Source organism: Bacillus sp. UMB0893, from assembly GCF_002858905.1.
Lineage (GTDB): Bacteria > Bacillota > Bacilli > Bacillales > Bacillaceae > Bacillus_P.
This window is the reverse complement of record NZ_PKLB01000016.1, coordinates 19,101-41,613: the sequence shown is the minus strand read 5'-3', so window position 1 is coordinate 41,613 and position 22,513 is coordinate 19,101. Positions and strand designations below refer to the sequence as shown.

17 protein-coding genes and 1 pseudogene are annotated in these 22,513 nt (G+C 39.0%); 6 read left to right on the top strand and 12 right to left on the bottom strand.

Annotated features, from left to right (window positions below; all coding sequences use genetic code 11):
• Positions 1-150: 150 nt before the first annotated feature.
• The 7 genes from CYJ36_RS23000 to CYJ36_RS22970 form a co-directional block, all read right to left on the bottom strand.
• A complete protein-coding gene (locus CYJ36_RS23000) occupies positions 151-1,122 on the bottom strand; it encodes a Gfo/Idh/MocA family protein (protein ID WP_101569508.1) in 972 nt (323 codons plus the stop codon).
• A 9-nt stretch (positions 1,123-1,131) separates the two neighbouring features.
• Positions 1,132-1,959, bottom strand: coding sequence for a carbohydrate ABC transporter permease (locus tag CYJ36_RS22995; RefSeq protein ID WP_101569507.1), 828 nt, complete (start codon positions 1,957-1,959; stop codon positions 1,132-1,134).
• A gap of 19 nt (positions 1,960-1,978) precedes the next feature.
• On the bottom strand, positions 1,979-2,944 hold the full coding sequence (locus CYJ36_RS22990; protein WP_180850547.1) for a carbohydrate ABC transporter permease: 966 nt from the start codon (positions 2,942-2,944) through the stop codon (positions 1,979-1,981).
• Positions 2,945-2,987: 43 nt separating this feature from the next.
• Complete coding sequence (locus CYJ36_RS22985; protein WP_101569506.1) at positions 2,988-4,313, bottom strand: ABC transporter substrate-binding protein; 1,326 nt, start codon at positions 4,311-4,313, stop codon at positions 2,988-2,990.
• Between the two features lie 808 nt (positions 4,314-5,121).
• A complete protein-coding gene (locus tag CYJ36_RS22980) occupies positions 5,122-6,072 on the bottom strand; it encodes an acetylxylan esterase (RefSeq protein ID WP_180850545.1) in 951 nt (316 codons plus the stop codon).
• Positions 6,073-6,777: 705 nt separating this feature from the next.
• Positions 6,778-8,877 carry an SA1320 family protein gene (locus CYJ36_RS22975; RefSeq protein WP_101569504.1) on the bottom strand — a complete coding sequence of 700 codons (2,100 nt, stop codon included), beginning with the start codon at positions 8,875-8,877 and terminating at the stop codon, positions 6,778-6,780.
• Positions 8,878-8,894: 17 nt separating this feature from the next.
• Entirely contained in the window at positions 8,895-9,833 is a 939-nt protein-coding gene (locus CYJ36_RS22970) for a DUF1672 family protein (protein WP_101569503.1), read from the bottom strand.
• A 619-nt stretch (positions 9,834-10,452) separates the two neighbouring features.
• On the opposite strand from CYJ36_RS22970, the gene CYJ36_RS22965 reads away from it, so the two are divergent.
• From CYJ36_RS22965 to CYJ36_RS22955, 3 genes are read left to right on the top strand one after another with little or no spacing between them, the layout of a single operon-like run.
• Positions 10,453-12,219 (top strand): sensor histidine kinase, encoded by a 1,767-nt coding sequence (locus CYJ36_RS22965; protein ID WP_101569502.1) that lies wholly within the window; start codon positions 10,453-10,455, stop codon positions 12,217-12,219.
• Between the two features lie 57 nt (positions 12,220-12,276).
• A complete protein-coding gene (locus CYJ36_RS22960; RefSeq protein ID WP_101569501.1) occupies positions 12,277-13,431 on the top strand; it encodes a response regulator in 1,155 nt (384 codons plus the stop codon).
• Positions 13,432-13,435: 4 nt separating this feature from the next.
• Positions 13,436-14,716 (top strand): ABC transporter substrate-binding protein, encoded by a 1,281-nt coding sequence (locus CYJ36_RS22955; protein ID WP_101569500.1) that lies wholly within the window; start codon positions 13,436-13,438, stop codon positions 14,714-14,716.
• Between the two features lie 347 nt (positions 14,717-15,063).
• On the opposite strand, the pseudogene CYJ36_RS22950 reads toward CYJ36_RS22955, so the two are convergent.
• The 3 genes and pseudogenes from CYJ36_RS22950 to CYJ36_RS22940 all read right to left on the bottom strand — a co-directional run bounded on the left by CYJ36_RS22950 (position 15,064) and on the right by CYJ36_RS22940 (position 16,241).
• Positions 15,064-15,377: pseudogene (locus CYJ36_RS22950) on the bottom strand (antibiotic biosynthesis monooxygenase family protein).
• A 12-nt stretch (positions 15,378-15,389) separates the two neighbouring features.
• Entirely contained in the window at positions 15,390-15,965 is a 576-nt protein-coding gene (locus tag CYJ36_RS22945; RefSeq protein ID WP_101569498.1) for a GNAT family N-acetyltransferase, read from the bottom strand.
• A 42-nt stretch (positions 15,966-16,007) separates the two neighbouring features.
• On the bottom strand, positions 16,008-16,241 hold the full coding sequence (locus CYJ36_RS22940) for a cyclase (RefSeq protein ID WP_101569497.1): 234 nt from the start codon (positions 16,239-16,241) through the stop codon (positions 16,008-16,010).
• Between the two features lie 179 nt (positions 16,242-16,420).
• Between CYJ36_RS22940 and CYJ36_RS22935 the strand changes: the two genes are divergently transcribed.
• A complete protein-coding gene (locus CYJ36_RS22935; RefSeq protein WP_101569496.1) occupies positions 16,421-17,884 on the top strand; it encodes a glycoside hydrolase family 68 protein in 1,464 nt (487 codons plus the stop codon).
• Positions 17,885-17,978: 94 nt separating this feature from the next.
• The gene (locus tag CYJ36_RS22930; RefSeq protein WP_101569512.1) at positions 17,979-19,514 is read left to right on the top strand and encodes a glycoside hydrolase family 32 protein; all 1,536 of its coding nucleotides are present in this window, start codon (positions 17,979-17,981) and stop codon (positions 19,512-19,514) included.
• A gap of 441 nt (positions 19,515-19,955) precedes the next feature.
• On the opposite strand, the gene CYJ36_RS22925 is transcribed toward CYJ36_RS22930, so the two are convergent.
• Complete coding sequence (locus CYJ36_RS22925; RefSeq protein WP_219621156.1) at positions 19,956-20,171, bottom strand: hypothetical protein; 216 nt, start codon at positions 20,169-20,171, stop codon at positions 19,956-19,958.
• Between the two features lie 334 nt (positions 20,172-20,505).
• Positions 20,506-21,213: a hypothetical protein gene (locus CYJ36_RS22920; RefSeq protein WP_101569494.1), complete on the bottom strand. Its 708-nt coding sequence runs from the start codon at positions 21,211-21,213 to the stop codon at positions 20,506-20,508.
• A 394-nt stretch (positions 21,214-21,607) separates the two neighbouring features.
• Here CYJ36_RS22920 and CYJ36_RS22915 point away from each other — a divergent pair, with 394 nt between their 5' ends.
• Positions 21,608-22,093, top strand: a complete 486-nt coding sequence (locus CYJ36_RS22915; RefSeq protein ID WP_101569493.1) for a hypothetical protein — start codon at positions 21,608-21,610, stop codon at positions 22,091-22,093.
• The last annotated feature ends 420 nt before the right edge of the window (positions 22,094-22,513 follow it).

The window sequence follows — 22,513 nt, the reverse complement described above, 5'->3', positions numbered from 1 at the left end:
CACGATTTGACACCCCGTATCATACCAAGAGGGCTCTTTTTTGTTCAAGTGCCCGAAAATCCTTCTAACAGGAATGCTCCTTTTTTTATCGGTATACATTTACAGATAATACGACCCTATTTTTCACAAAAGGGAAGATCTTGTATCAATTCATAGCGTGATTTCACCTTTTATTTTATCAGAGTTGTAGATACACTCAATCACCTTCATGATTTGCATGGCATACGTGGCAGTAGCCTTATTATTTTCAGGACTTGTTATATTATGAAGAAAACTATTGTAAAGGGCTGTAAAGGGATCTTTTCTTTGAATCTTAAGGGACCGCCACTTTTGATGCTGATAAAGCTGGGCTCCTGCTCCGGTTTGCAGCTTTATGATCCCTCTTTGAAAAATTAGCTCAGTCTCGTTAACAAAGGAATCTTGGTATCCTGACAGAGAAATAGTGGCGGGTATCCCGCTTTCCGTCCTCAAACTTACGAGTCCGCCTCCTTCAATCCCAGGGTATCTTTCATCCCAATGAAGGGAAGCGGAAACTTTCTTTACCTTGCTGTCTGTTAGCATTTGAATTTTGTCGATGGAGTGAGCGCCAAGGTTCATGAATATACCGCCTCCTGCTTTTGCCCGCTCAAAAAACCAACCTGGCCGATCTTCATGGAAATACGGTAAAAACCGCTTATCGTGAATCATCATTAATGGTCCAAGCTGTTGAAGTGTTATTTCATCCTTTACTGCGATATTTTCTGGAAAGTATTGCTGAAGGTTTGCAACCATGACGACCACCTTATTATTTTGGGAAGCTCTCATGATTTCCTCACATTCCACATAAGATATCGCCATTGGTTTTTCCACAAGAAGATGACAACCCTGGTTGGCACACCAAACAGAAACTTGTTTATGTAGGTAATGCGGCAATGCAATGATGACAGCATCTGGCTTCTCTCTGTGCACCATAACCTTATAATTTGTGTAAAAATTGAGACCACACTCTTTAATCATACTGGATTTGCTTGAGTTAAGATCAGCCACCGCTACAAGTTCCAGATTTGCAATATTGCTAATTGCTAAAACATGATGTTGAAAAATAGACCCCGCCCCAACGATTGCAATTGTATACGCTTTCATAACTAAGTCCTATTTCAACCCTGATGAGCTGGCGCCACGAACGAAGTATTTTTCCGCGAACAAAAAGACGATTAAGATGGGTACCAAGCTCATTAGTGCTGCTGCGACCATGTATTGCTCATTGCCATACCACTGACCGCCAAGTGAAAGGACCCCTAAAGGCAGCGTATAATTTTCTTCTGAGGAGATAAAGATTGCAGGTGCCAATATTTCATTCCATTTTGACATAAAAGTAAAAATGGCAAGTGTGGCAAGGTGTGGTTTGCACATCGGCATAAAAATTTTCAAGTACGTTTGAAACGGATTACAACCGTCAAGTTTCGCGGCTTCCTCATAATCTCGAGGTATATTCATAAATGCCTGCCTCATAAGAAAGATCCCAAAAGGCTGACCAAACCATTCTAAAATCCATAGCGGAGTTAATGTATCTAACATGCCTAATTCCTTAAAAATAATAAATTGCGGAATGATCGTCACAACCTGTGGAATCATCATTGTTCCAAGTACAATAATAAACAGCGTATTTCGAAAAGGAAATTCAAGACGCGCAAAGGCATAGGCAATCATAGAGCTTGAAAGAATAGTTCCTATTATGGCTATTACCGAAACAATTGTACTGTTTATAGTGTACTGGCCAAAGTCCGATAATTTAAACACTTCAACATAATTGCTCCATTGTATTGGATTTGGAATCCACTCTGGAGGAACTTTCGTATATTGAGCGTAAGTTTTTAACGAATTGGATAGTGCTGTTAAAAACGGCACGACCATAATGAGTGCACTAATCCCGATAATAATATAAGCAATTGACCGTTTAGCCAGGGAATGATGTTGCATAAGATGTCTCTCCTTTCGTCTATTTATCGTAGTACACCCACTTCTTTTGCATTGCAACTTGAATCATGGTAAACATCAGGAGAACGATAAATAGCACCCAGGCAATGGCAGAAGCATAGCCCATATTTAAGAATGAGAAACCTTCGCGATACAAATATAGCATTAACACTAGACTGGCATTGTTTGGTCCGCCCATTTGCCCAACATCGTGAACACCGCCTGTCATTACATATATCTGTTCAAAAGACTGGAACGTTGAAATGGTACTTAAAATTAATACTAAAAATGTAGTGCCTGAAATAAGCGGCATCGTGATCTTGAAAAATTTTTTTATTACACCTGCCCCGTCAATATCTGCAGCTTCATAAAGCTCTCCGGGTATATTTTGCAACCCGGCAAGGAAAATAATCATCATGTAACCAACGCCCTTCCAAACAGCAATGAATACTAGAAGAGGTATAACAATGGTCTCATCATTCAACCATTGTTGTGCTGGAAAGCCAAAATTCTTTAATATCTCATTCGCCAACCCGAATCGCGGATTAAAGATGGCATCAGCGACAAAATTTATGACAGCCCAGGATGATATGACCGGAATGAAGTGGGACATCCTAAATAAATTTAATCCTTTGAGTTTCTGGTTTAGGGCAGCAGCTAATACGAGTGCTATAATCGCCTGCAAGGGAACAAATAAAACTGTAAAATAGACGGTATTCCAAAACGATTTCCAGAACAATGGTTCGTAAATTAGTTTTTCATAGTTTCGAAGGCCGGTAAATTCTGGAGTTGTAAGTAAATCGTATTCAGTAAAACTAAAATAAAACGAGGTGAAAAATGTGATTGCAATAAAAACTAAATGGAAAAGGTAAGGGGAGACCATTATTAGTCCCCACTTGCGATCATTACTTCCCCATTTTCTTCTCTTCTCTCTGGTAACATGGGTTAACTCGAAATCATGCTGTTTCACTTCATTGTTTGTTTGCATCCAACGTCACTCTCTCTTTATTGTTTTTGACTCGTCACCTCGATCACTTTTTATAAAATTCATCTAAAACCTTCTGAATTTCCTTATCAGCGTTTTTCAACGCCTCTTCAACCGTGGTTTCTCCTCTAAAAGCTGGATAAATACTATCGGTAAATTTTTGATTCCATTCATTCCATACAGCGTTCGTATAAAGTGTTTTTGCGGAATCAAAGCTATCTATAAACGCCTGTTTGTTTTCCGGCTTATCACCTGTATTTAAGAATGCATCAGAGTTTACAACGGATTTTTTCGCCGGCACTGCCGCCCCTAGTTTTGCCCATTCTTTTTGTACTTCATCGTTGGTCACCCAGTTTTCAATGAATTTCCATGCAGCCTCCGCTTTTTCATCGTCTGTTTTGCTGCTGATTACCCAAGAGTTAGCAATAACCGAACTTGCTCTCTCGCCTGATGGTCCTTTAGGAAGCAATGTTACATCATAATTGATACCTGCTTCATTTGCTGCCATCGTTCTTGCATAAATTCCAGTAACCATTGCTGCTCCTCCGCTAGGGAAAGGAGAAAAAGGACTTTGGAAGCTTTTTAGATCGGAAGGATCAATAATGACCCCCTTCTCCATACCATCAACTATCCAATTTAATGCTTCTTTATTTTCTTTTGAGTTAACTACAGAGTTTTTCATCGACTCATCTAGTACATCACCACCGAAGGCACCCAAAATGGGGAGCCAGCCTTCTGTTATATTAAAAAATGAAAAACCATATTGCTGTACAGAGTCAGGGTTAAACCCGGAGTCTTCCGCTGTTTTTCCTGTGCTGTCAATTGTCAGTTTTGCGGCGATTTCCTTTAAATCATCCCAAGTCCAGTCTTCGGTAGGATAATCCACTCCTGCTTTGTCAAACATGTCCTTGTTGTAAAACAAAGCTGCAATCTGAATTCCTTCTGGTACCGCCCAGTACTTCTCTTTTGCATCCTTATTATATTCAAAACCAAAGTAATCATCAGGGTTAAGATTTTCTTTAATCCACGGAGTTAAATCACGAATTGCTCCTCTTTCAGCAAATTTTTGGACATACACACCATCTGAAAGCCAAATATCCGGCTGGCTTCCTGCGGCTATCTGTGTATCCAGCTTTTGAAAGAATTGTCCATAAGGTGCTGTTTGCGTTTTAATCTCGATATTCGGATTTTTTTCTTGGAAATTTTTTATTACTTCTTTCATACTGGCATCTGTCGAACCCGAAGAATAATAACCTAACGTTACAGTTGTCTTTTTAGAATTCTTACTTGATTCCTCTACATTGCATCCCGCAAGTAGAGCAGCACTGAACAACATCAAAACGAGGAAAAAACACAGAACTTTTTTAATCATCAAAAGCTCCCCTTTAAATTTTTTTATTAAACGAAAATAGTAAGGAGGGTCTGCAAGTTCATTGAGGCAATAGTACTTTATTCCGCGTTTAGCTGATCTTTGCAAGTTCGTAAAATTTGTAAAGTAATGATTTTAATAACTTCTTGATTTAAAAGAGTTCCGCATTTGCTTTCCCTCTCTATTATCAACTTTGCAAAGATAAAATTTCTGTAAGTTAATTAAAATCACCTGTACAATGTATATGAAGAAGCTCTATCACTTTCATCATTGCTTATCAATAAATGATAGGTCCCAGTAAAGGTACTCTTCTCTGAGACGTTTCAAATAGTAGATTGCCAAATTTTCAGCCATTTTGATAATCTTTGTTTTGTTGGACGTACTAATAATTATGTAGAAAAACATAATTCCCCACGTCTGTCCCAAGGACTTACAAGAAGAATCGTAATATCCTTGATGAGTCATACCATCTTCGGCTCTTCTGTTTCCACTTCAAAGTAATACGTATGAAAGGTGGTAGCGTCCTCTCTGAGCGATTCACGTTTGTGCATGTTGTTGTGTTGCGGCTATCCGGTATTAATCAATGCCTGTAACTTTCATGCCTTATAGAAGAGAGGGAAAACAACCATAATAATGTGACTGAGTTGGTTGGGGTCATTTTAATCAACCATGCTTAAATAATGCCCTTAAATTAATTTATAGCTACCAAGATGAAAGCGCATACAAAAAATGAAATCATGATGATCGAAATTAGCAGTAAACAAACAGTCCTATCAAATAAAAGTTTAGGGCTGCATGTTTACATTTGTCACTACAAATGCCTCCTTACGAACTCGAGTGTTTGATTTACATGATGAGCAGTCCCTGGTGCATCGTGACCAGAGAAAGGATGAACAATCAGTGATTTCTCTGATGTGATTTGATTATATACACCAAAAATTGATTTAGGAGGGCAAATCGTATCGTTTAAGGCGACAGACACACTTACTCTTTTTTGTATACGGTTAGCTAGATTAAGATTGTCGAAGTAAGACAATGTATCTAACACCTTCTCTACTTGTTCAGGGTATCTTGATATATACTTTTCAATATAAGTGAGTGAGCCTTCTAATTTTTGCTGCATTGCGAGCTCGATATTACACATATTTGGGACATCTGCAATCACCAAGTTTGGACGGTGATCCAATGCTGCAACAGCTAAACTTATTCCCCCGCCAAAGCTTGCACCAATTATTCCTACGCGGTCTGGATCAATTTCCGGACGATTTATAACAAAGTCAACGGCTCTTTTGGCATCTGTGAATACTTTATAGTAGTAATATTCTTTTTTATCAAGAAGCCCTTGTGTTGCCCATGAGCCTGCACTCCCAATCGTATAATCAGATTCATCGCCAGTTTCTCCATGACTCCTGCAGTCAACGGCTAGGACTGCATATCCTTGAATCAACCAATGCATATATTGAGCAGGAGTGCCTTTAGTTCCACCATACCCATGAAAACGAATCAGACAAGGTAGAGTTTCGTTTCTCTCTCTGGGTAATATAAAATAGGAATGAACAGGGGTCCCGTCGATCCCTTTATACCTTGCTTTGTAAACCAACACCTCTTTTATGGGATAATCCACATGTTCTACTGACTCATCAAGAGGTGTCGAATTTGACAAATGAATCGTTTGGTCCCAAAAATCATCAAAATCATTTCTTTTTGTCAGTGCAGGTTTATAATTTTTAAATTCCTCTATCGTTTGCTTGTAAAGTTCCAAATATATTCACCTCTCCTCACTCACGACGATAATTTACCCAAATTTCCCAAGTGCACGAGCCATTCCATGATCTAAGCCTTTTCTACCCAAATTTCAAGTCATTTTAGCCTTTTATCAATAATTCCCCTTACAATCCCCTTCCTTTCAATGTGATCTTAACTCATTTAAAGTTACTTTATGAATAATAATGTTTGTTTATGTTCGTTTATGTTCGTTTATTTGATAATAACATACAAAAACAAACCAAACAAATTATATTTTGAAAATTTAGAATATTTAAATGGAATATTTTATCTTTTTCACTTGGTAATAGAAATGATGAATTCCCTTTTTATTTGTCCATAATAAAAAGGCACAGAATTGGTGCCTTTTTTGTCTTTTCAAATTCATCTGAATAATCATGATGATAGATTCGCAACTTTTCCAAACGTAATCAAATGGGGTTAAATATGAAACAAGTAGCATTGCGTTTACAGCCTCTGATGAAACGAAAATGCAGAAAAGAGCATTTTATCTACTCCTCATCTAAATACAAGTTATTTCGAATCATCAGATTTAATTAGTGCAACACTAGTGATTTTTAATATTCTTTTAACAATATCCGGAATGATAGAAAGGAAACTTTTTTAGCACATTTTCTGCAGGTTAAAAATGAGAAAAAGCCGCTTCTCTGGATAGAAGCGCCTTTCATGTCAGTTTATACGTTTAGTTGATTGTTCCGCGATCGACTTGTTCTCCTAAAATACCCATATTGGCAGTCACCTTTTCTGAGACCTCACAAAGGGTGTCAATGGCATTCGCCTTGTTTTGGCCAAGCTGAGTGACTACATCTGTAAAGGTCATTTCCATTTCTCTAAGAATGGAGAAGGCTGCCAGATTGTATAATTGGACATTTGCATAACTCGTAGTATTGAAAATGGCTTGATCGAGATAGGGTCTGAAATTTGCAAGGAGGGATGGGAATTGAATGATGAGCCTTCCAGCACCTTCTCGGATCCCTTCGATTGTAGCCGCCATATCATCCAAGGGCTTTAACGCATCATGTACAAAGGCTGTGATTTTGTCGTCAAAATCAGTAAACATACCAATCAATTTCCCTGGCAGCGTGTAGTTCATACCAAGATGAGCCGCCCCTTTTATCGCTGAAGAGATGCTTTCAAGGGTAGCTTCCACGATAACGGTAAGAGCCTCCAAAGCAACAAGGCATGGAAAAAGCTGCGTGTAAGCAAATCCTGTGAACGTATTGAAAGCAAGGTCAAGCTGCACCTCCTTGATTCGCATTCTTACTTTTAGATAAGGAGATTCCTCTAAAACAAGTGCGGTTGTTTTTTGGACAGGCCCCGCCGCATCTGGTATATCTCTACCTGATCTTATGCTTCCCCCAATGGAATGGTCCCTGCTCTCAAATGACGATGCAGTCCCCTCTATTTGGGTCTTAAATTCGAAAATCTGATTAATAAGCTTATCTTTGTTGCCATTTATAATGCCATAATGTGCTCTAAGTTCACCCACTACTGCGTCATACCAAAGGTCGGTTCCGCCTTTGAACAGTTCGGGAATGAGCTCAGAAATCATATTTGCAAGCACTTTTGAGAGCCCGTCAACTTCAGCCTTCATCTCATACAGCTGGTTTCTCGCTTCTCCAAATAATCCTTCAACACTGAACTCTATTTTAAACAAGTGCTCCACCAGTTCTGCCGGAGGGGAATTTAAAACAGAGTTCAGAGATCTGCAGCAGCTTTCGGCCTGGTCGAGAAGCGATATCAGATCATCTATTTCTCCTTTTAAAAGACTGCCTGCAGCTGTAATTCCCGCGAAAAGAGGATCCCCAATCAAGTTTTCAAATGACTCCTCAAAAATTTCCTGCAGCTTGGTAATCCGTTCATACAGCCTGCTCCCCTCATCTTCAACGATGTCCACTGAATGGGCAAGGTAGAGGTTTGCTGTATCAAGCCTTGCCTTAACATGACTTTCAAGACGTTCAGCAAGCAAAAGAAGATTTTCCTTATTAATTTCAATGTATTCTGTATTCCCTCCATAGAGAGGACTCCCCGTCCAAAGGCTAGTCACGATGTGTGCATCGGCATCTATAAAAATTTCTCCCGCTCCAGGCTGTCCTGGTATCCCAATTTTATAGGATTGAGAACCATCATCATTTTTGAGATAACCTGTATGATTAGTCCCTATATGTCCAAACGAAGGTACAGGAATTCCATTGAAGATTTCATACTGATGACCAGGAATTCGTGTATGAAGGTCAAGAGCAGACAATCCTTTTGTTAAAGCGTCATAGCTGCTGAAATAATTGGTGATATTATCATATTTCTTGGCTGGATCCATCATACCCTCCGGCAGGAGAGCAGGGTTTAGGGTGACAGCTTTTACATCAGGGTGTTGGGTGGCGACTGACCCAACGAGCGCCCCGCCGAGGGAATTTCCGGAAATCGACTTAATTCCTCCGGCACTCTGATACTTTTTATCCATCTCATTGAAATAATTTCTGGCATCAGCAATCTGAGCGGGTGTTAAATCGCTCATTAGCTGGATATCTGTCAGGATATCCTGTTTTTGTCCAGGGTCTGTGCCGACGTAGACGATGGAAATTTCTTTATTTTCCATGTTCACAACTGTTAGAGCATTCAGTCCGGTAACAGGGTTATCAACCTTATCAATCACCAAGTAATTATTTCCGTTAACATTTACTTTATTATTGACCTTGTAGTTTAAATAAGCGTGATATCCAGAGAGTTCTACAAGATCTTTATCATCAGTAGGAGTTGAAATATTCGTTGATACGGAAGCCATTTTTTCACACCCTCTTGCTATTCTTTAACAATATATTCTGGGTAAGACCTCTCTAGAGTATTGTCTTTAGTACCGTCTGCATTTCTCTTATCTATTAAATTGTCATTAAGGATTACACTGTAGCTTCCTTTCGCTAAACCTTCCATTTTTTCAATATCAGAAACAATCTGATCAAAAACAGCTTTATCAGGTTCCATTCCTTCTTCTGTCATATATAGATAGACTGTTGTAATAATATCTTCTGGAATATACATGCTTTCATCGAACACAGCTTTCCATTCTTTTTTGCTTTTATCCGGATTTTTCAAATACTCCTCTAGAAGGGGATTAAACTTGTCACTTGTGGTATCAATATAGTAGTATGGTGTACTGTATCCGCCTGCTTGCACGTACTGCAAAGCCTCTTCAGTAATACCAGTAACCTCATTTTCACTTACCACTTTTTCCAAATACTTATCTAGGACAGCTATTTCCTCATCAAAAATCATAGCGAATAAGCCCGTCATAATAGCATCTTCTACCTGACCTTCCTGCGACCAGACCTGATCAGTTATAACCTTCTCTTCCTTAATATCTATTGGCACAATAGCAAATGTATAAAAATGCGGCTCCCCAATTGACTCTACAAATACAGTAGCTCCATCAACAGCGCCTACTATGTTGTGCACTTTCACCTCTGTTTTATATGTATCCCGGAAGAACGCCTTCACTGCTTCATCAATCTCTTCCCGATTGTCTTCGGCAATTTTGTCTGTCTTTTCGCCGTTATCAAGTTCGTAGCCTTCACCCTTGTAATCTTGAACACTCACGAAAACATCTTCAGTCTGAGTTGCTTCTTGTGCTGCCGTTTGTTTATCGGTAGTTTTTTCAGTACCTGCATTATTCATATCAGAACACCCTCCAAGTAGTAATGAAAAACCCAAGCTGGATATGATTAGTTTATTTTTCCGGTTCACTTAGTTGTCCTCCTAATGGATGGCATCAAATCAATTGTTATCTTTTATTTTATAGGAATAAGGAAGGTTTTTACATAAATGATTGGAATGGATGGCGGAAATAAGTCTATGTTCACAGCTGTCAGTGAGAACAGGTATAACTTTCTGACTAGTAAAGCTAAAAATAGATTAACAGTACCTATAAATGGGTAAATATACTATTTAATGTATCTTTAAGCTTACTATGTAAATTTTTTAAGACCACTGGATTTCAGTGATTTTTTTGCGTTGCACATAATTTGTATCAGATTCAATGAGAAATTTTAACCCATCCTTTACTCTCTAATAACGTCATCTGGAAATGTTCACTCTAATGAATTGTCTTTGACTCCGCTCGAATTTTACGAGATTATCATCCTTTTACTCTTGCTGACACAATCGTTTTTAAGAAATAGATAGGTTTCAAACAATTCCTGTTGTAACAATTACCCATTTGCTAGTATGTTCGATTCATTTTCAGTGATTGCAGCGTTTTCAATTGTTGAAAACAGCATATGAATAGTCATTTGCAGGTAAAATAACCATATTGCTTGCCAATGGCATGAAATAAATTGGTTCTATAGTGAAAGAGGTGCCTTCTGTGAAAAGCATTCAAAGCCGCTTATTGATCATGTTACTTGTTTTCATAGTCTTACCCTATTTCTTATCTGTTTTTTTAATCTACAGCTATACAAAAAACAGTGTAGAAAAGCATGAACTCGAAAACAGCCGTGAGCAGCTTCAGAAGAATGCTGATGAACTGGAGCAGTATTTTGATGACATGATTGATTTTCCCTATATCCTGTACCGCAATCCTGATTTATTCCGGATTTTTAACACCGGCTTTGAAGATTCTATTTATTTTAATCCGATTGCGATGGAAAAAAGCATCGAAACCTTTTATTTAATGAGAAACGAAATCCGTCAGGTGCGTTTTTATATCTATAAAAACAAAGAAACATTTACAGTTTATAATGCGATAATCAGCGCACGGAAATCTCAGCCCGGACTATTGAAACAGAAACAAATGAAACAACTGCTTAACTCTGACTCAAGTTATATGATTGAGCCGCCCCGCCCCATTGAAAATTACAATAACGCTGCCATTATTCCCGAATCGGACAAAACGATGGTTATGACCTTTCATCATAAAATAACGGATGTGCTCTCTAAAAAGTTTCTTGGAATAATCACGATTGACATTGATTTAAATGCATATGCCCGTTTATGCAATAATCTTGTCCAGGGAGACGAGTCCTCTGTTTTGCTTATTGATTCGAAAGATCGTGTCATGTATGCAAATGAATCAGCCCTGATTGGAAAACCACTCTCTCCAGAAATGAAACAGCAGCTGGATCGGACAAAAAATCGTCACGATGAAGATATTATTTTATCCAAAACCTTATCAGGTTCACTGAATGAATGGAAACTAATTAAGATAACCTCCAGTCAGGCGTTATATGATGATGTAAGAAAGACCGCATATACCAATATACTTGTTGGAATAGGCGTAGGGTTATTAGGTCTCTTAATGATCGGGATTATTTCAAACAGAATTACCCGTCCAATAAAGCAGCTGAGCGACAAAGTCCGTTCTATTGAAGGCGGAAATATGAATGTCCCTTTTGATGACAGCAGAAAAGATGAAATCGGCCATCTCGAAAAACATATAAAGGAAATGATGAACCGAATCAATTCTCACATTGACCGAGAATATAAACTTGAAATTGAAAACAGGAAAAACCAATTCAGGGCATTAAAATCACAAGTAAACCCCCATTTCCTGTTTAATGCCTTACAATCGATAGGTGCTGTTGCCCTGCGTTCAAATGCACCAAAGGTCTATGAATTACTCACATCATTATCCAGAATGATGCGCTACTCTATTCAGGCTGATCAATGGGTGATGATTAGAGAAGAAATAGATTATGTAATAGCATACTTAACTCTTCAAAAAGAACGTTTTGGAGAGAATATAAGCTTTTCTATTGAAATTGATGAGTCCATCATGGATATGACCATACCAAGTATGATTCTGCAGCCCCTCGCAGAGAATTTCTTTAAACACACTTATGAAGAAGGTTTCTCTAACGCTCATTTATCAATCTCTGGAGAAAAACAAGGAGAATATCTGCACATCACTGTAGAAAATGATGGTCCGGGTCTAACCGATGCAGAGCTTAAGACACTAAGAGAACATATATATGCACCAGCTAACGAAGGTTATTCACATAAGCATATCGGGTTGAAAAATATTCATGGCAGGCTGCTTCTAAATTATGGTCCAAGCGCAGGAATTGAAGTGAACTCGATAAATGGACAAGGATTTTCAGTAGACATGATCATTCCTATTGGGTCAAGGCTTTGACATGATTCTAAAAATGACAATTGAAAGCTGCTCAATTCTTGTAAGGAGATGTTCACTGTGAAAGCTTTGCTAGTTGATGATGAATTTAATGTACGGGACGTTATACGTCATTTAGGTCAGTGGGAAAAATACGGCATAACCAAGCTGATAGAAGCCAAAAATGGCCATGAAGCAAAAATGCTGATTGAGAAGGAACGTCCGGAGATTATCTTTACAGACGTGAAAATGCCTGGTATGGGCGGAATCGAGCTGATTGAGTGGCTCGATTCCATTTCCTATCAGGGCAAAGTGATTTTAATTACCGGTTATGATGACTACTCGTTTATGCGAAAAGCGATTCAGCACAGCAGCTTTGATTACCTGCTGAAGCCAATTGAAGCAGAAGCATTCAATCACACTTTGGAAAAGTCCGTACAAGCCTGGAAGGATGACTTCGAAGAAGCTAGTGTATATGAAGATGTAAAAAAGCTGCGGAGAAACCAGCTAGTAACAGCGGTTTGTCTCGGGGAACCTTCAGATGCAAGCAGAATAGCGGAGTTTCTTCCAAAAGCTGATGGATATGAACTCACTTTACTCTCCTTCTACCAAATGCACCATCCTGATCCATATATCCAGCTACTTGCAGATGAGCTTATGGAACGGAAATTAGGAAATGCATTTTCTCTTCAGACTGAACTAAACCTGTGCCTTGTCATCACGATAAGCGATCAATGGCTGTCCGTCGAAGAGTGGATCAGCAAGCAGTTTGATATTCCTGTACGACTTGTTACTGGTGAGCCATTGGAATCTCTAGCAGATATCAGGAGTTCGTTTCAGTCCTTGCAAAAAGATCTGGAGCAACAAAAGTTCAGATCCATCCACCAGCTGAACGATATAGATGCTGCCCGCCGCATGGAAGACATTGTTTCATATGTTGAAATGTATTACATGGAAGATTTAAGTCTGGAAAAGTTATCAAATGTGTTTTTTTTAAGCCGCGAGCATATCTCAAGAAAGTTTAAACAAGAAACCGGAATGACCCTGTCCAAATACATCACTCAGCTGAGAATCGATCAGGCAAAAACATGGTTAAAAGAAACTGGAAAAAGTATTTACTCCATCTCTGTCATGCTCGGCTATCAGGATGAAATCTACTTTTCAAAACTATTTAAAAAAGTCGTTGGCCAAACACCATTTGAGTTCCGGAACAGCGAAGACAATCCAAAGAGGTGACTTGATGATAAATAAGATACTATCCACCTTTTTAATTGGAATAGTGAGCCTGTCTCTTTCCGCATGTCAAACAGCAGATGAAGCTTCACCCGAAAGACCGGAAAAGGCAGAGCGAAAAATCACCTTGGATGTAAGGAATCCAAAAGTAGAAATCTCGACCCAATTTGAAGAGATGACACTTGCTTACGAAAGGGAAAATCCTCATGTTAAGATCAGGGTCCACACTGTTGGCGGTGCGATGGATGATCTAGCCGATTTAAAAGCTGAAATGGCGACCGGCACTGGTCCGGATATTTTTACAAACACCGGCTACGAAAATGTCAAGCTGTGGCAGACCTATTTGGAGGACCTTTCAGGCGAGCCCTGGGTTGAACACGCCTATAAAGATGCGTTAGCTCCAGTGTCATTGGACGGTAACATTTACGGGATGCCAATCAACCTTGAAGGATATGGATTTATTTATAATAAGGATCTATTTAAGCAAGCCGGCATAAACGAACTGCCTAAGACACTATCAGAATTGACAGAAGCGGCCGAAAAATTGCAGAAAGCAGGCTTTATTCCCTTCGCAACAGGATATTATGAAGACTGGAAATTAGGCGACCACCTAATGAATATCGCGTTTGCCCAGCAGGAGGATCCAGCAGCTTTTATTAATAATCTGAATAGCGGCACGGAACAAATCGATACGAATCAAAAATTTAATGATCTGCTTAATTTACTAGATCTAACCATAAAATATGGAAACGACAACCCGCTGACAACGGATTACACAATGGAAGTCAATTTATTCACATCAGGAAAAGCAGCGATCATTCAGCAAGGCAACTGGATTCAGCCCATGATTGATCAAGCTTCGCCGAATATGAACATCGGATTTATGCCAATTCCAATTAATGATCAGCCTGTAAATGAAACCCTGGTTGTCAATGTTCCGAATTATTGGGCAGTGAACAAACAAACAACACCTGAAAAGAAAAAAGAAGCGAAAAAGTTCTTGAATTGGATGGTCTCGTCTGAAACAGGCAAACGATTCATGACGGAAAAATTTAAATTTATCCCTGCATTTAATAACATTAAGTCTGATGATTTAGGACCGCTCGCTGAAGAAACGCTCCTAAATTACAAAAAAGGTAAAACAGTCCCTTCAAATTGGTTTGACTTCCCTGTAGGTATAAGAGAAGAATTTGGAGCCGCCACTCAGCTCTATGTCGGAAAACAATTGGACCGAAATCAATTGCTTGATGAATATCAAAAGTCCTGGGAGAGGTTTTCGAAGGAATAACATAGGAATCAGCATACCACATTGCAGGTGGTATGCTTTTTATGATCATATCGACGATTGACGTTCTTTTCTGATGGAAATGCTGATAAAATTGCTCTAATACTAGGATTAACGCACTTTTTTCAGAACAACCGCTGATAAAATTGTTCTAATACAAGGATTAACGCAACTTTTTCAGGACAGCCGCTGATAAATTTGCTCTAATACCAGGATTAACGCACTTTTTTCAGGACAACAGGTAAAAAAATTGCTCTAATATCAGGATTAACGCACTTTTTTCAGGACAACCGCTGATAAATTTGCTCTAATACCAGAATTAACCAACCTTTTTCACAATCGCTCCAATATCACACCTCAAAAAAGCTTTGCCTCTCTACTTTGCACACCCTGAGAGAAAACGCTTTGTACCATTCAGCTTTTCCTGGATCCTGAGCTACTGCATGGACAGAATGCTCCTTCCACTTTTGGATGGAGTCCAAAGAGTCCCAATACGAAACGGGAATCCCTAATCCTTCATCACGTGCACTTTCCACCACTAAAAACCGCTCTGCTGAGCAGATATCTCCCATTTTATCTGCCATGATCCCGTATCCTTTGTCCGCCTCCGGTCTCTGTGAGGCGAAAATCACTGAATAATAGGCGGATCAGGAGTTTTTGCAATTCCGCCCTTATGTCACTTCCCCTTATCTTTTATTTCTTGACTCTTCATCCAATCCTCCCTTGTCAATTTCATATTAATTGAATCAATCCATTCTCCTTCAAACTCTAATTCATTTTTATCGACACTATGGATAACAAATCCAAGATTTTCATACACTTTCTTTGCTCTTGGATTAAAAGCAAAAACACTCAGCGTTAGGGATTTCAGGTCCGTATTTTTAAAAACATACTCGATCATTAGCTGAGATGCTTCAGTTCCCAGGCCGCGATCCCTGCCTTTCGGACCAATAAGGATTCTGAAATTCATGCTTTGTTTTTGCTCATCATAAAGATTGACTACGGCTTCTCCGACTAGGATATTTCGGGATTTATCAACAATCGCAAGATCCAGACGATCGGATTGTTCATTTCTGGAATGATACCAATTGTAAACCTCTTCTCTGTCGTACTCGTTAGAACTGCCAGTATATTTAAGAACAACAGGATCCTTTAAACATTCTTCTATAAAGGGAAAATCTTCATCTGACTTAAAAGGTCTCAGCACCACTTTTTCGCCCGCCAGAATTGGTTTAATCCTCAAATCAACCATTTTTTACTCCTTTCATAACCGGCCCAGAATCCATAAACACATTTACTGTTCTGTGTTTTCTTCCGCTGCTTTTCGTTTATGTTTTTCCGTAATGATTTTTTTGTTAAGAATTCTCACTTCTCCAACCATCAGCAGCCTCATATCTTCTACAATATATTCAGCCAGCTCCTGTTCAGAAATGTCATCACCCTCAATATCAAGCCGGAATTCCTGCCCCTGGAGTCCGCCCCCGTTAGTAAACTCGATTTCAAAGTCGAATTGAACTCTTTTATCCATTTGATGCCTCCTTAAACGTTTTGTCCTTTGTAAATTCTACAAAAAGAGTATTAGCCCTTCTTGGATCCAATATCAATATACGACTAAATTCCAATCAATATGTGCCATACCTCTCCTTTTAGGACTGGCCTATAATTCTATTTGTAGGAACAAAACACATAAAACGAGGAGGAAGACTTATGAACTTTAGCAGGCTTGCCAAACAGGCAACAGCAGTAACACTCAGTACGGGCATTCTATTAAGCGGTACTGTTACCCAATCATTTGCAGCTCCAAAGAATCCGGGAGATTACAAAGAAACGTACGGTACTTCACAAATCACTCGTTCCGCTATGAAAGATTTGATTAATCAGCACGGTGATGCTAAATATACCGTTCCAAAGTTTGACGAATCCACAATTAAAAACATCCCTTCTGCAAAAAAAATAACGGAATCAGGCGAAACCATCGATATGGATGTATGGGATACATGGCCATTGCAGAATGCTGATGGCACAGTTGCAGAATATAAAGGGTATCATATTGTTTTCGGTTTAGCCGGCGATCCTAAAAACGCGAACGACACATTCATCTACATGTTCTACAAAAAAGCAGGCGACAACTCCCTTGAAGCTTGGAAGAATGCAGGACGAGTATTCGATAACAACGATAAAAACGTTCCGAACGATCCATACTTAAAGCATCAAGCGGAAGAATGGTCCGGTTCTGCAACATTCACTGAAGATGGCGAAGTCCGCTTGTTCTACACGAACCGTGAAGCGTTCACACCTGAGTCAGGACATTACGGCAAACAAACGTTAACGACTGCTCAAGTGAATCTTTCGCAGCCGGATACTAAAACATTAAAAGTAGATGACGTTTCGGATTACAAATCCATCTATGAAGGCAAAGACAGCAAGTACTATCAAACAGTAGACAAGTTTGCAGAGGACGGAGCTCCTTCTGATAACCATACGTTCAGAGACCCTCACTACATTGAAGAAGACGGCCGCAAGTATCTTGTATTTGAAGCAAATACAGGCACAGAGTATGGCTACCAAGGGGAAGAATCTCTTTATAACCAAGCCTACTACGGAAATAGCAACAAATTCTTCCAGGATGAAAAAAACAAGCTTTTAAACAGCGATAAAAAAGAGCTGGCTGAAGTGGCTAACGGCGCAATTGGAATTATTGAAGTAAACGATGATTATTCATTGAAAAAAGAAATGAAACCATTGATTGTTTCAAACACAGTAACAGATGAAATTGAGCGTCCGAACATCTTCAAAAAGGACGGCAAATGGTACCTGTTCACAAGCTCACGCGGTTCAAAAATGACAATTGACGGCATGGATAACCAGGATATCTATCTGCTTGGCTATGTATCCAACTCACTTACTGGCAATTACAAGCCGCTGAACAAAACTGGTATTGTACTGCATCAGGATCTGGATCCAAATGATATCACTTGGAACTATGCTCACTATGCAATTCCGCAGGAAGGCAGCGACAATACTGTTGTTACAAGCTACATGACGAACAGAGGCTTCTTTGAAGACCACAAATCAACGTTTGCACCGAGCTTTAAGCTCAACATCAAAGGAAACAAAACATCAGTCGTAAAAGACAGTATTCTTGAACAAGGTCAGATTACAGCTAAGTAAGAATGAAAAAGAAAATGTCAGGAAACTTGGCATTTTCTTTTTTTATTTTAATAGATAAGCGAGGTGAGTTTAATTGAACAAAAGAAAATTCAAAATGTTCGGATTATTAATTCTTGGTTCATGGATTGTAATTAGTACAGTAATACTGATCCAATCATTCTATAAAACAAAAGAAGTTACACCTCCAGTGGATCAGGAGAAGCATTCATACCGGGCTGCCTACCATTTTACTTCTCCTGATCATTGGAAAAACGATCCGCAAAAGCCAGTATACTATGAAGGAACTTATCATTATTACTATCTTTATAATGGAGATTACCCAGATGGCAACGGGACAGAATGGCGCCATGCTACCTCTAAAGATTTAGTTCACTGGAAGGATGAAGGCATTGCCATTCCTAAATATACGAACGAAAACGGAGATCCATGGTCTGGATCTGTTGTCATAGATAAGGAAAACACTGCAGGGTTTGGAAAGGATGCCTTTATCGCCATCGTGACCCAGCCCTCTAAGGATGGGCAAAAACAGGAACAATTCCTGTGGTACAGCACGGATAAGGGAAAGACCTTTAAACCCTTCAATGTGGATCCGGTTATGACAAATCCGGGAACAAAAGACTTCAGAGATCCAAAAATCATCTGGGATGACACGAATCAAAAATGGATCATGACCATGGCCGAAGGATCGAAAATCGGCTTTTATGAATCAGACAATCTGAAAGACTGGCACTACATCAGCAGCTTTTCTACTGAGGGCATTGGTGTGTTGGAATGCCCTGATCTTTATCGGATGCGTGCTGATGTTGGAACTGAAAAATGGGTACTTGGTGTCAGCGCTAACGGGAAAGCTGCAGGCAAACCAAACACCTATGCATACTGGACTGGAACGTTTAATGGAACTGAATTTATCCACGATCAGCAAGAACCGCAATGGTTAGACTACGGTTTCGACTGGTACGGCGGAGTAACGTTTGAAGATCCAGAAGGCGATCCATTGGATAAACGCTATGGGCTTGCATGGATGAATAACTGGGCTTATGCCGATATTACGCCGACAGTAAAAGAAGGATTTAATGGAATGGATTCAATTTTGAGGGAGATTGAACTAAAGCATAAAGGAGAAAATCAGTACTTCCTCTCCTCTAAGCCAAATGAAAAGCTAAATGAATTAACCAGCATCACGAAGTCCTATGACAAAATCGAAGTTGATGGCTCAAAAACCCTTGATGTCAGAGATGATACCTACCAACTTGAGGCAGACATCGCATGGTCAGATCTCAAGCATGCAGGCTTCAGGGTGCTGGAATCACCCGATGGAAAACGGCATGTTGATGTTGGGATATCAGCAGAAGGAAATTATTCCTTTGTGAATCGCGGGTTCACCGGCCATCCTGACGACAGCAATCAGCTCATAGAAAGCAATGCACCGTTTGATGCCAGCAAGAAGAAGGTTCATTTGAAAATTCTAGTTGATAAAACGAGTGTGGAAGTGTTTGTGGATGATGGAAGGGTTGCTCACTCTAATTTGGTCTTCCCGGAGCCTGGTGATAAGGGGATTACGATGTTTTCTGAGAGTGGGAAAGCAGTGTTTCAAAATGTGGAGGTTCGTCATTTTAAGTCATTGCATTAAATGTTTGCCTATAAAGAAATGCCCGATTCAACAAATGTTGGAATCGGGTTCTTTGTATGTGTAGAATATTTTATAAATCATCTTCCAGCCATATCTCGACTCTGAAAATACTATTAAGTCCTCTATAAGTTAGTAATACATTCTTTGCAAACTCCCCGTTTAAAGAGTTATTTCTTAAGAAACAATGGGTAGAGTTTGAATCATATGATATGTATATCTTCTTATCAGCATAAGCAAGTGGCTAGATTCTTATTTTGCGATATCTACTCAGAATTTGTAGATATTTCCCGGGAATTAGTTGAAATTTGAAAAATGGTGACTAAAATACTCGGAACAAAGGAATCTTACTTTTCATTTGGTTCCTTAGGTTTAAAAAGGTCTCTTTTAATTGATTGGGATGAAATTATCATATGTATCATGTATCGCTATCGCAATCTATGTTTAATTGGTTCCTTCAAAACTTTCTTTTTGTTGATACTGAAGGTCATTAGCTGTATCGTCTAGGGACTTGTCCATATCGCGTAACGCTATAAGCGCTTCGATGTCTGAGTGAACAAAGATACGCCATTCGCCATTAAAACTCATTTCCACTTCGCTCCGATTTTTAACCATGCTTTGTTTTGCATCCCACTTCCTTTGAAGAGAATGCATTTTCATTAAGACGTATATCATGTGGAATATCGAATCTCCCTTTCTATTAAAGATGAAGATTCTGGGGATTCATTAGCAGGTTATATCGCCCAGCGATACGATATAAAAAAAGAGCCGATCTCCACTTTCTTGAACAGCTCCATTAAGGAATGAATCTTGTTCTGGAAAGAGGAAATCGCCTCAAACTCATCAAGCTATGTATTTTGCTTAAATGCATATCGATCTACTATGCATTTCAATTGTGCCTTCGTTTGCTTTGTAAGCAGGCACCAAATCCTGTTAATTAATTGAACGCTGTTTATCTATGATAATCAAATATTTCAATAGGATTTATTCAAGTTTATTTTCGGAATATAGAGAAAAGCCACCCAAAATTTTCTTTAGGTTTTTGTATCGCTTCTTCTAAACGTTTATTAAAATCATTTTGTGAACTCCATTCTTTTTTCTGTTCGTCCCTCATATTTTGTATTTCTTTTTGTAAGAGTTCACTTTTTTGTTTTTCTTGTTCCAGCAATGTTTCGTAATGGGTATTTTGTTGTTCAGTTAATCTTTCAATTTTAGCATTCGTTTTATGAGCTGAATTTCCGATAGTAGAACTTATAACATGATGATCTTGCTGGAGTGTGGAAACCTTAGTTTTAAGCTGTGACATATCGTTTGTCAGTTGGATATTGATTTCACGTGTTGCTGCGAGTTCATTGACTAAAAACATTAAGACATCTTTTAATTGATTGGGGTCATTCGGTAGATTTTCATATGTATCGGGTATCGTAATCTCTGTTATATCGGATACTTCTAATCTTTCTTTTTGTCGATACACAAGGTCTTTAGCTGTATCGTCCAGGGGCTTGTCCGTATCGCGTAACGCTATAAGTGCCCCGATGTCAGATTGAACAAAGATACGCCGATCGCCATCTTTCAAAAACTCATATCCATTCCGCTCTAAGATTTGGCCATACTTACGGACAGTGGGAGTTGCAATCCCTACTTCTTCTGCCGCTTCCTTGGAAGAGAAAGCTCGTTCATTCGGTTGTATATCACGTCGCATATCGGACCTCCTTTTCTATTAAATATGAAGGTTTTTGAACTTATTTGCAAGCTATATCGCCCGGCGATACGAAACAAAAAAGGATGCCAACAGCTAATAGACTATAGAAAAAAGCCCATTTCAATGACTCTTGTATTGGGCTTTTAAATTTCTACCAAGTCACCAAGTTTCATTGGAATCTGGGGTGAACAGAACATCTCCTCCCCTACATAGGCTCCTGTACAGTCATTTAGGTAGTAACCTACATATTGTACATAGGTGTTTGCTGGTTTGTTTTTTTGAGCAGGCAATTTAAAAATAATGCAGAATACAATCCTAAGCTATCCTTGAGGATGTTTCTTTTAAGCTCGCTTTATAAGAAAAGCATGCTTTTTATATCAATGGAGGTATGTGTATGACAAATTTTTATTCTTTTCAAGGAATCGTTACTAGGATCAGTGATTTCAATACAGGGCAAAATGGTGACGGCTGTTATAAATTAATATCTGTAGAAAACGAAATAGGCGCATCAGTAAATTTTGTCGTGTCACCTGCTACTTACTTTGTAGACCAAGCAATGGTGGCAGCTGGAAACCGCGTAACTGGATATTATGATGGGAATGCACCTGTTCCCCTTATATACCCCCCGCAATATCAAGCACTGGTTATGGTAAAAGAAAGCCCAAATCAGAATGTAAAAGTAGACTATTTTAATAGTCAGTTGGTGAGCAGTGATGGACAATTACAAGTAAATCTATCTCCATATACTCAATTGTTATTAACAAATGGGCAATCATTTACACGAAACCCGGCGAACCGGGATCTAATTGTTATTTATGGACCTGCCACTAAAAGTATTCCCGCTCAAACCACCCCTTATAGAATAATCGTTTTGTGTTAGAGAATGCCGGTTTGGTACGATCAATGGTATCTAAATACACAAAAAACTCGCTCATTATGGCGAGTTTTTAATTTTTATCTATTTGGCCTAATCCTAGAAATCAATCAAAACTAAATCGGATTAGAATTAATATACGCAGTTACTGCTGTCATTTGATCAATCCAGCTCTGCCGCAGATGTTGTTTAATGGGACTGTTATTATTTTCCAAATAGCAGATCATAAAAAACCCTTCAGGTGCCAGCATGCTTAGCACCAACTCATGCTGCAAACGAGAATTAATAATCAATTGTAAATTTCTCTGATGTCTTATATGAAAAACGTTCATTTTCAGGATAATACCCAATAAATTCTAGAAACAGGACTTTAGTATATAAAATGCAAAAACTCGCCGCATAATTGGCGAGTTTTTTTCATTAATG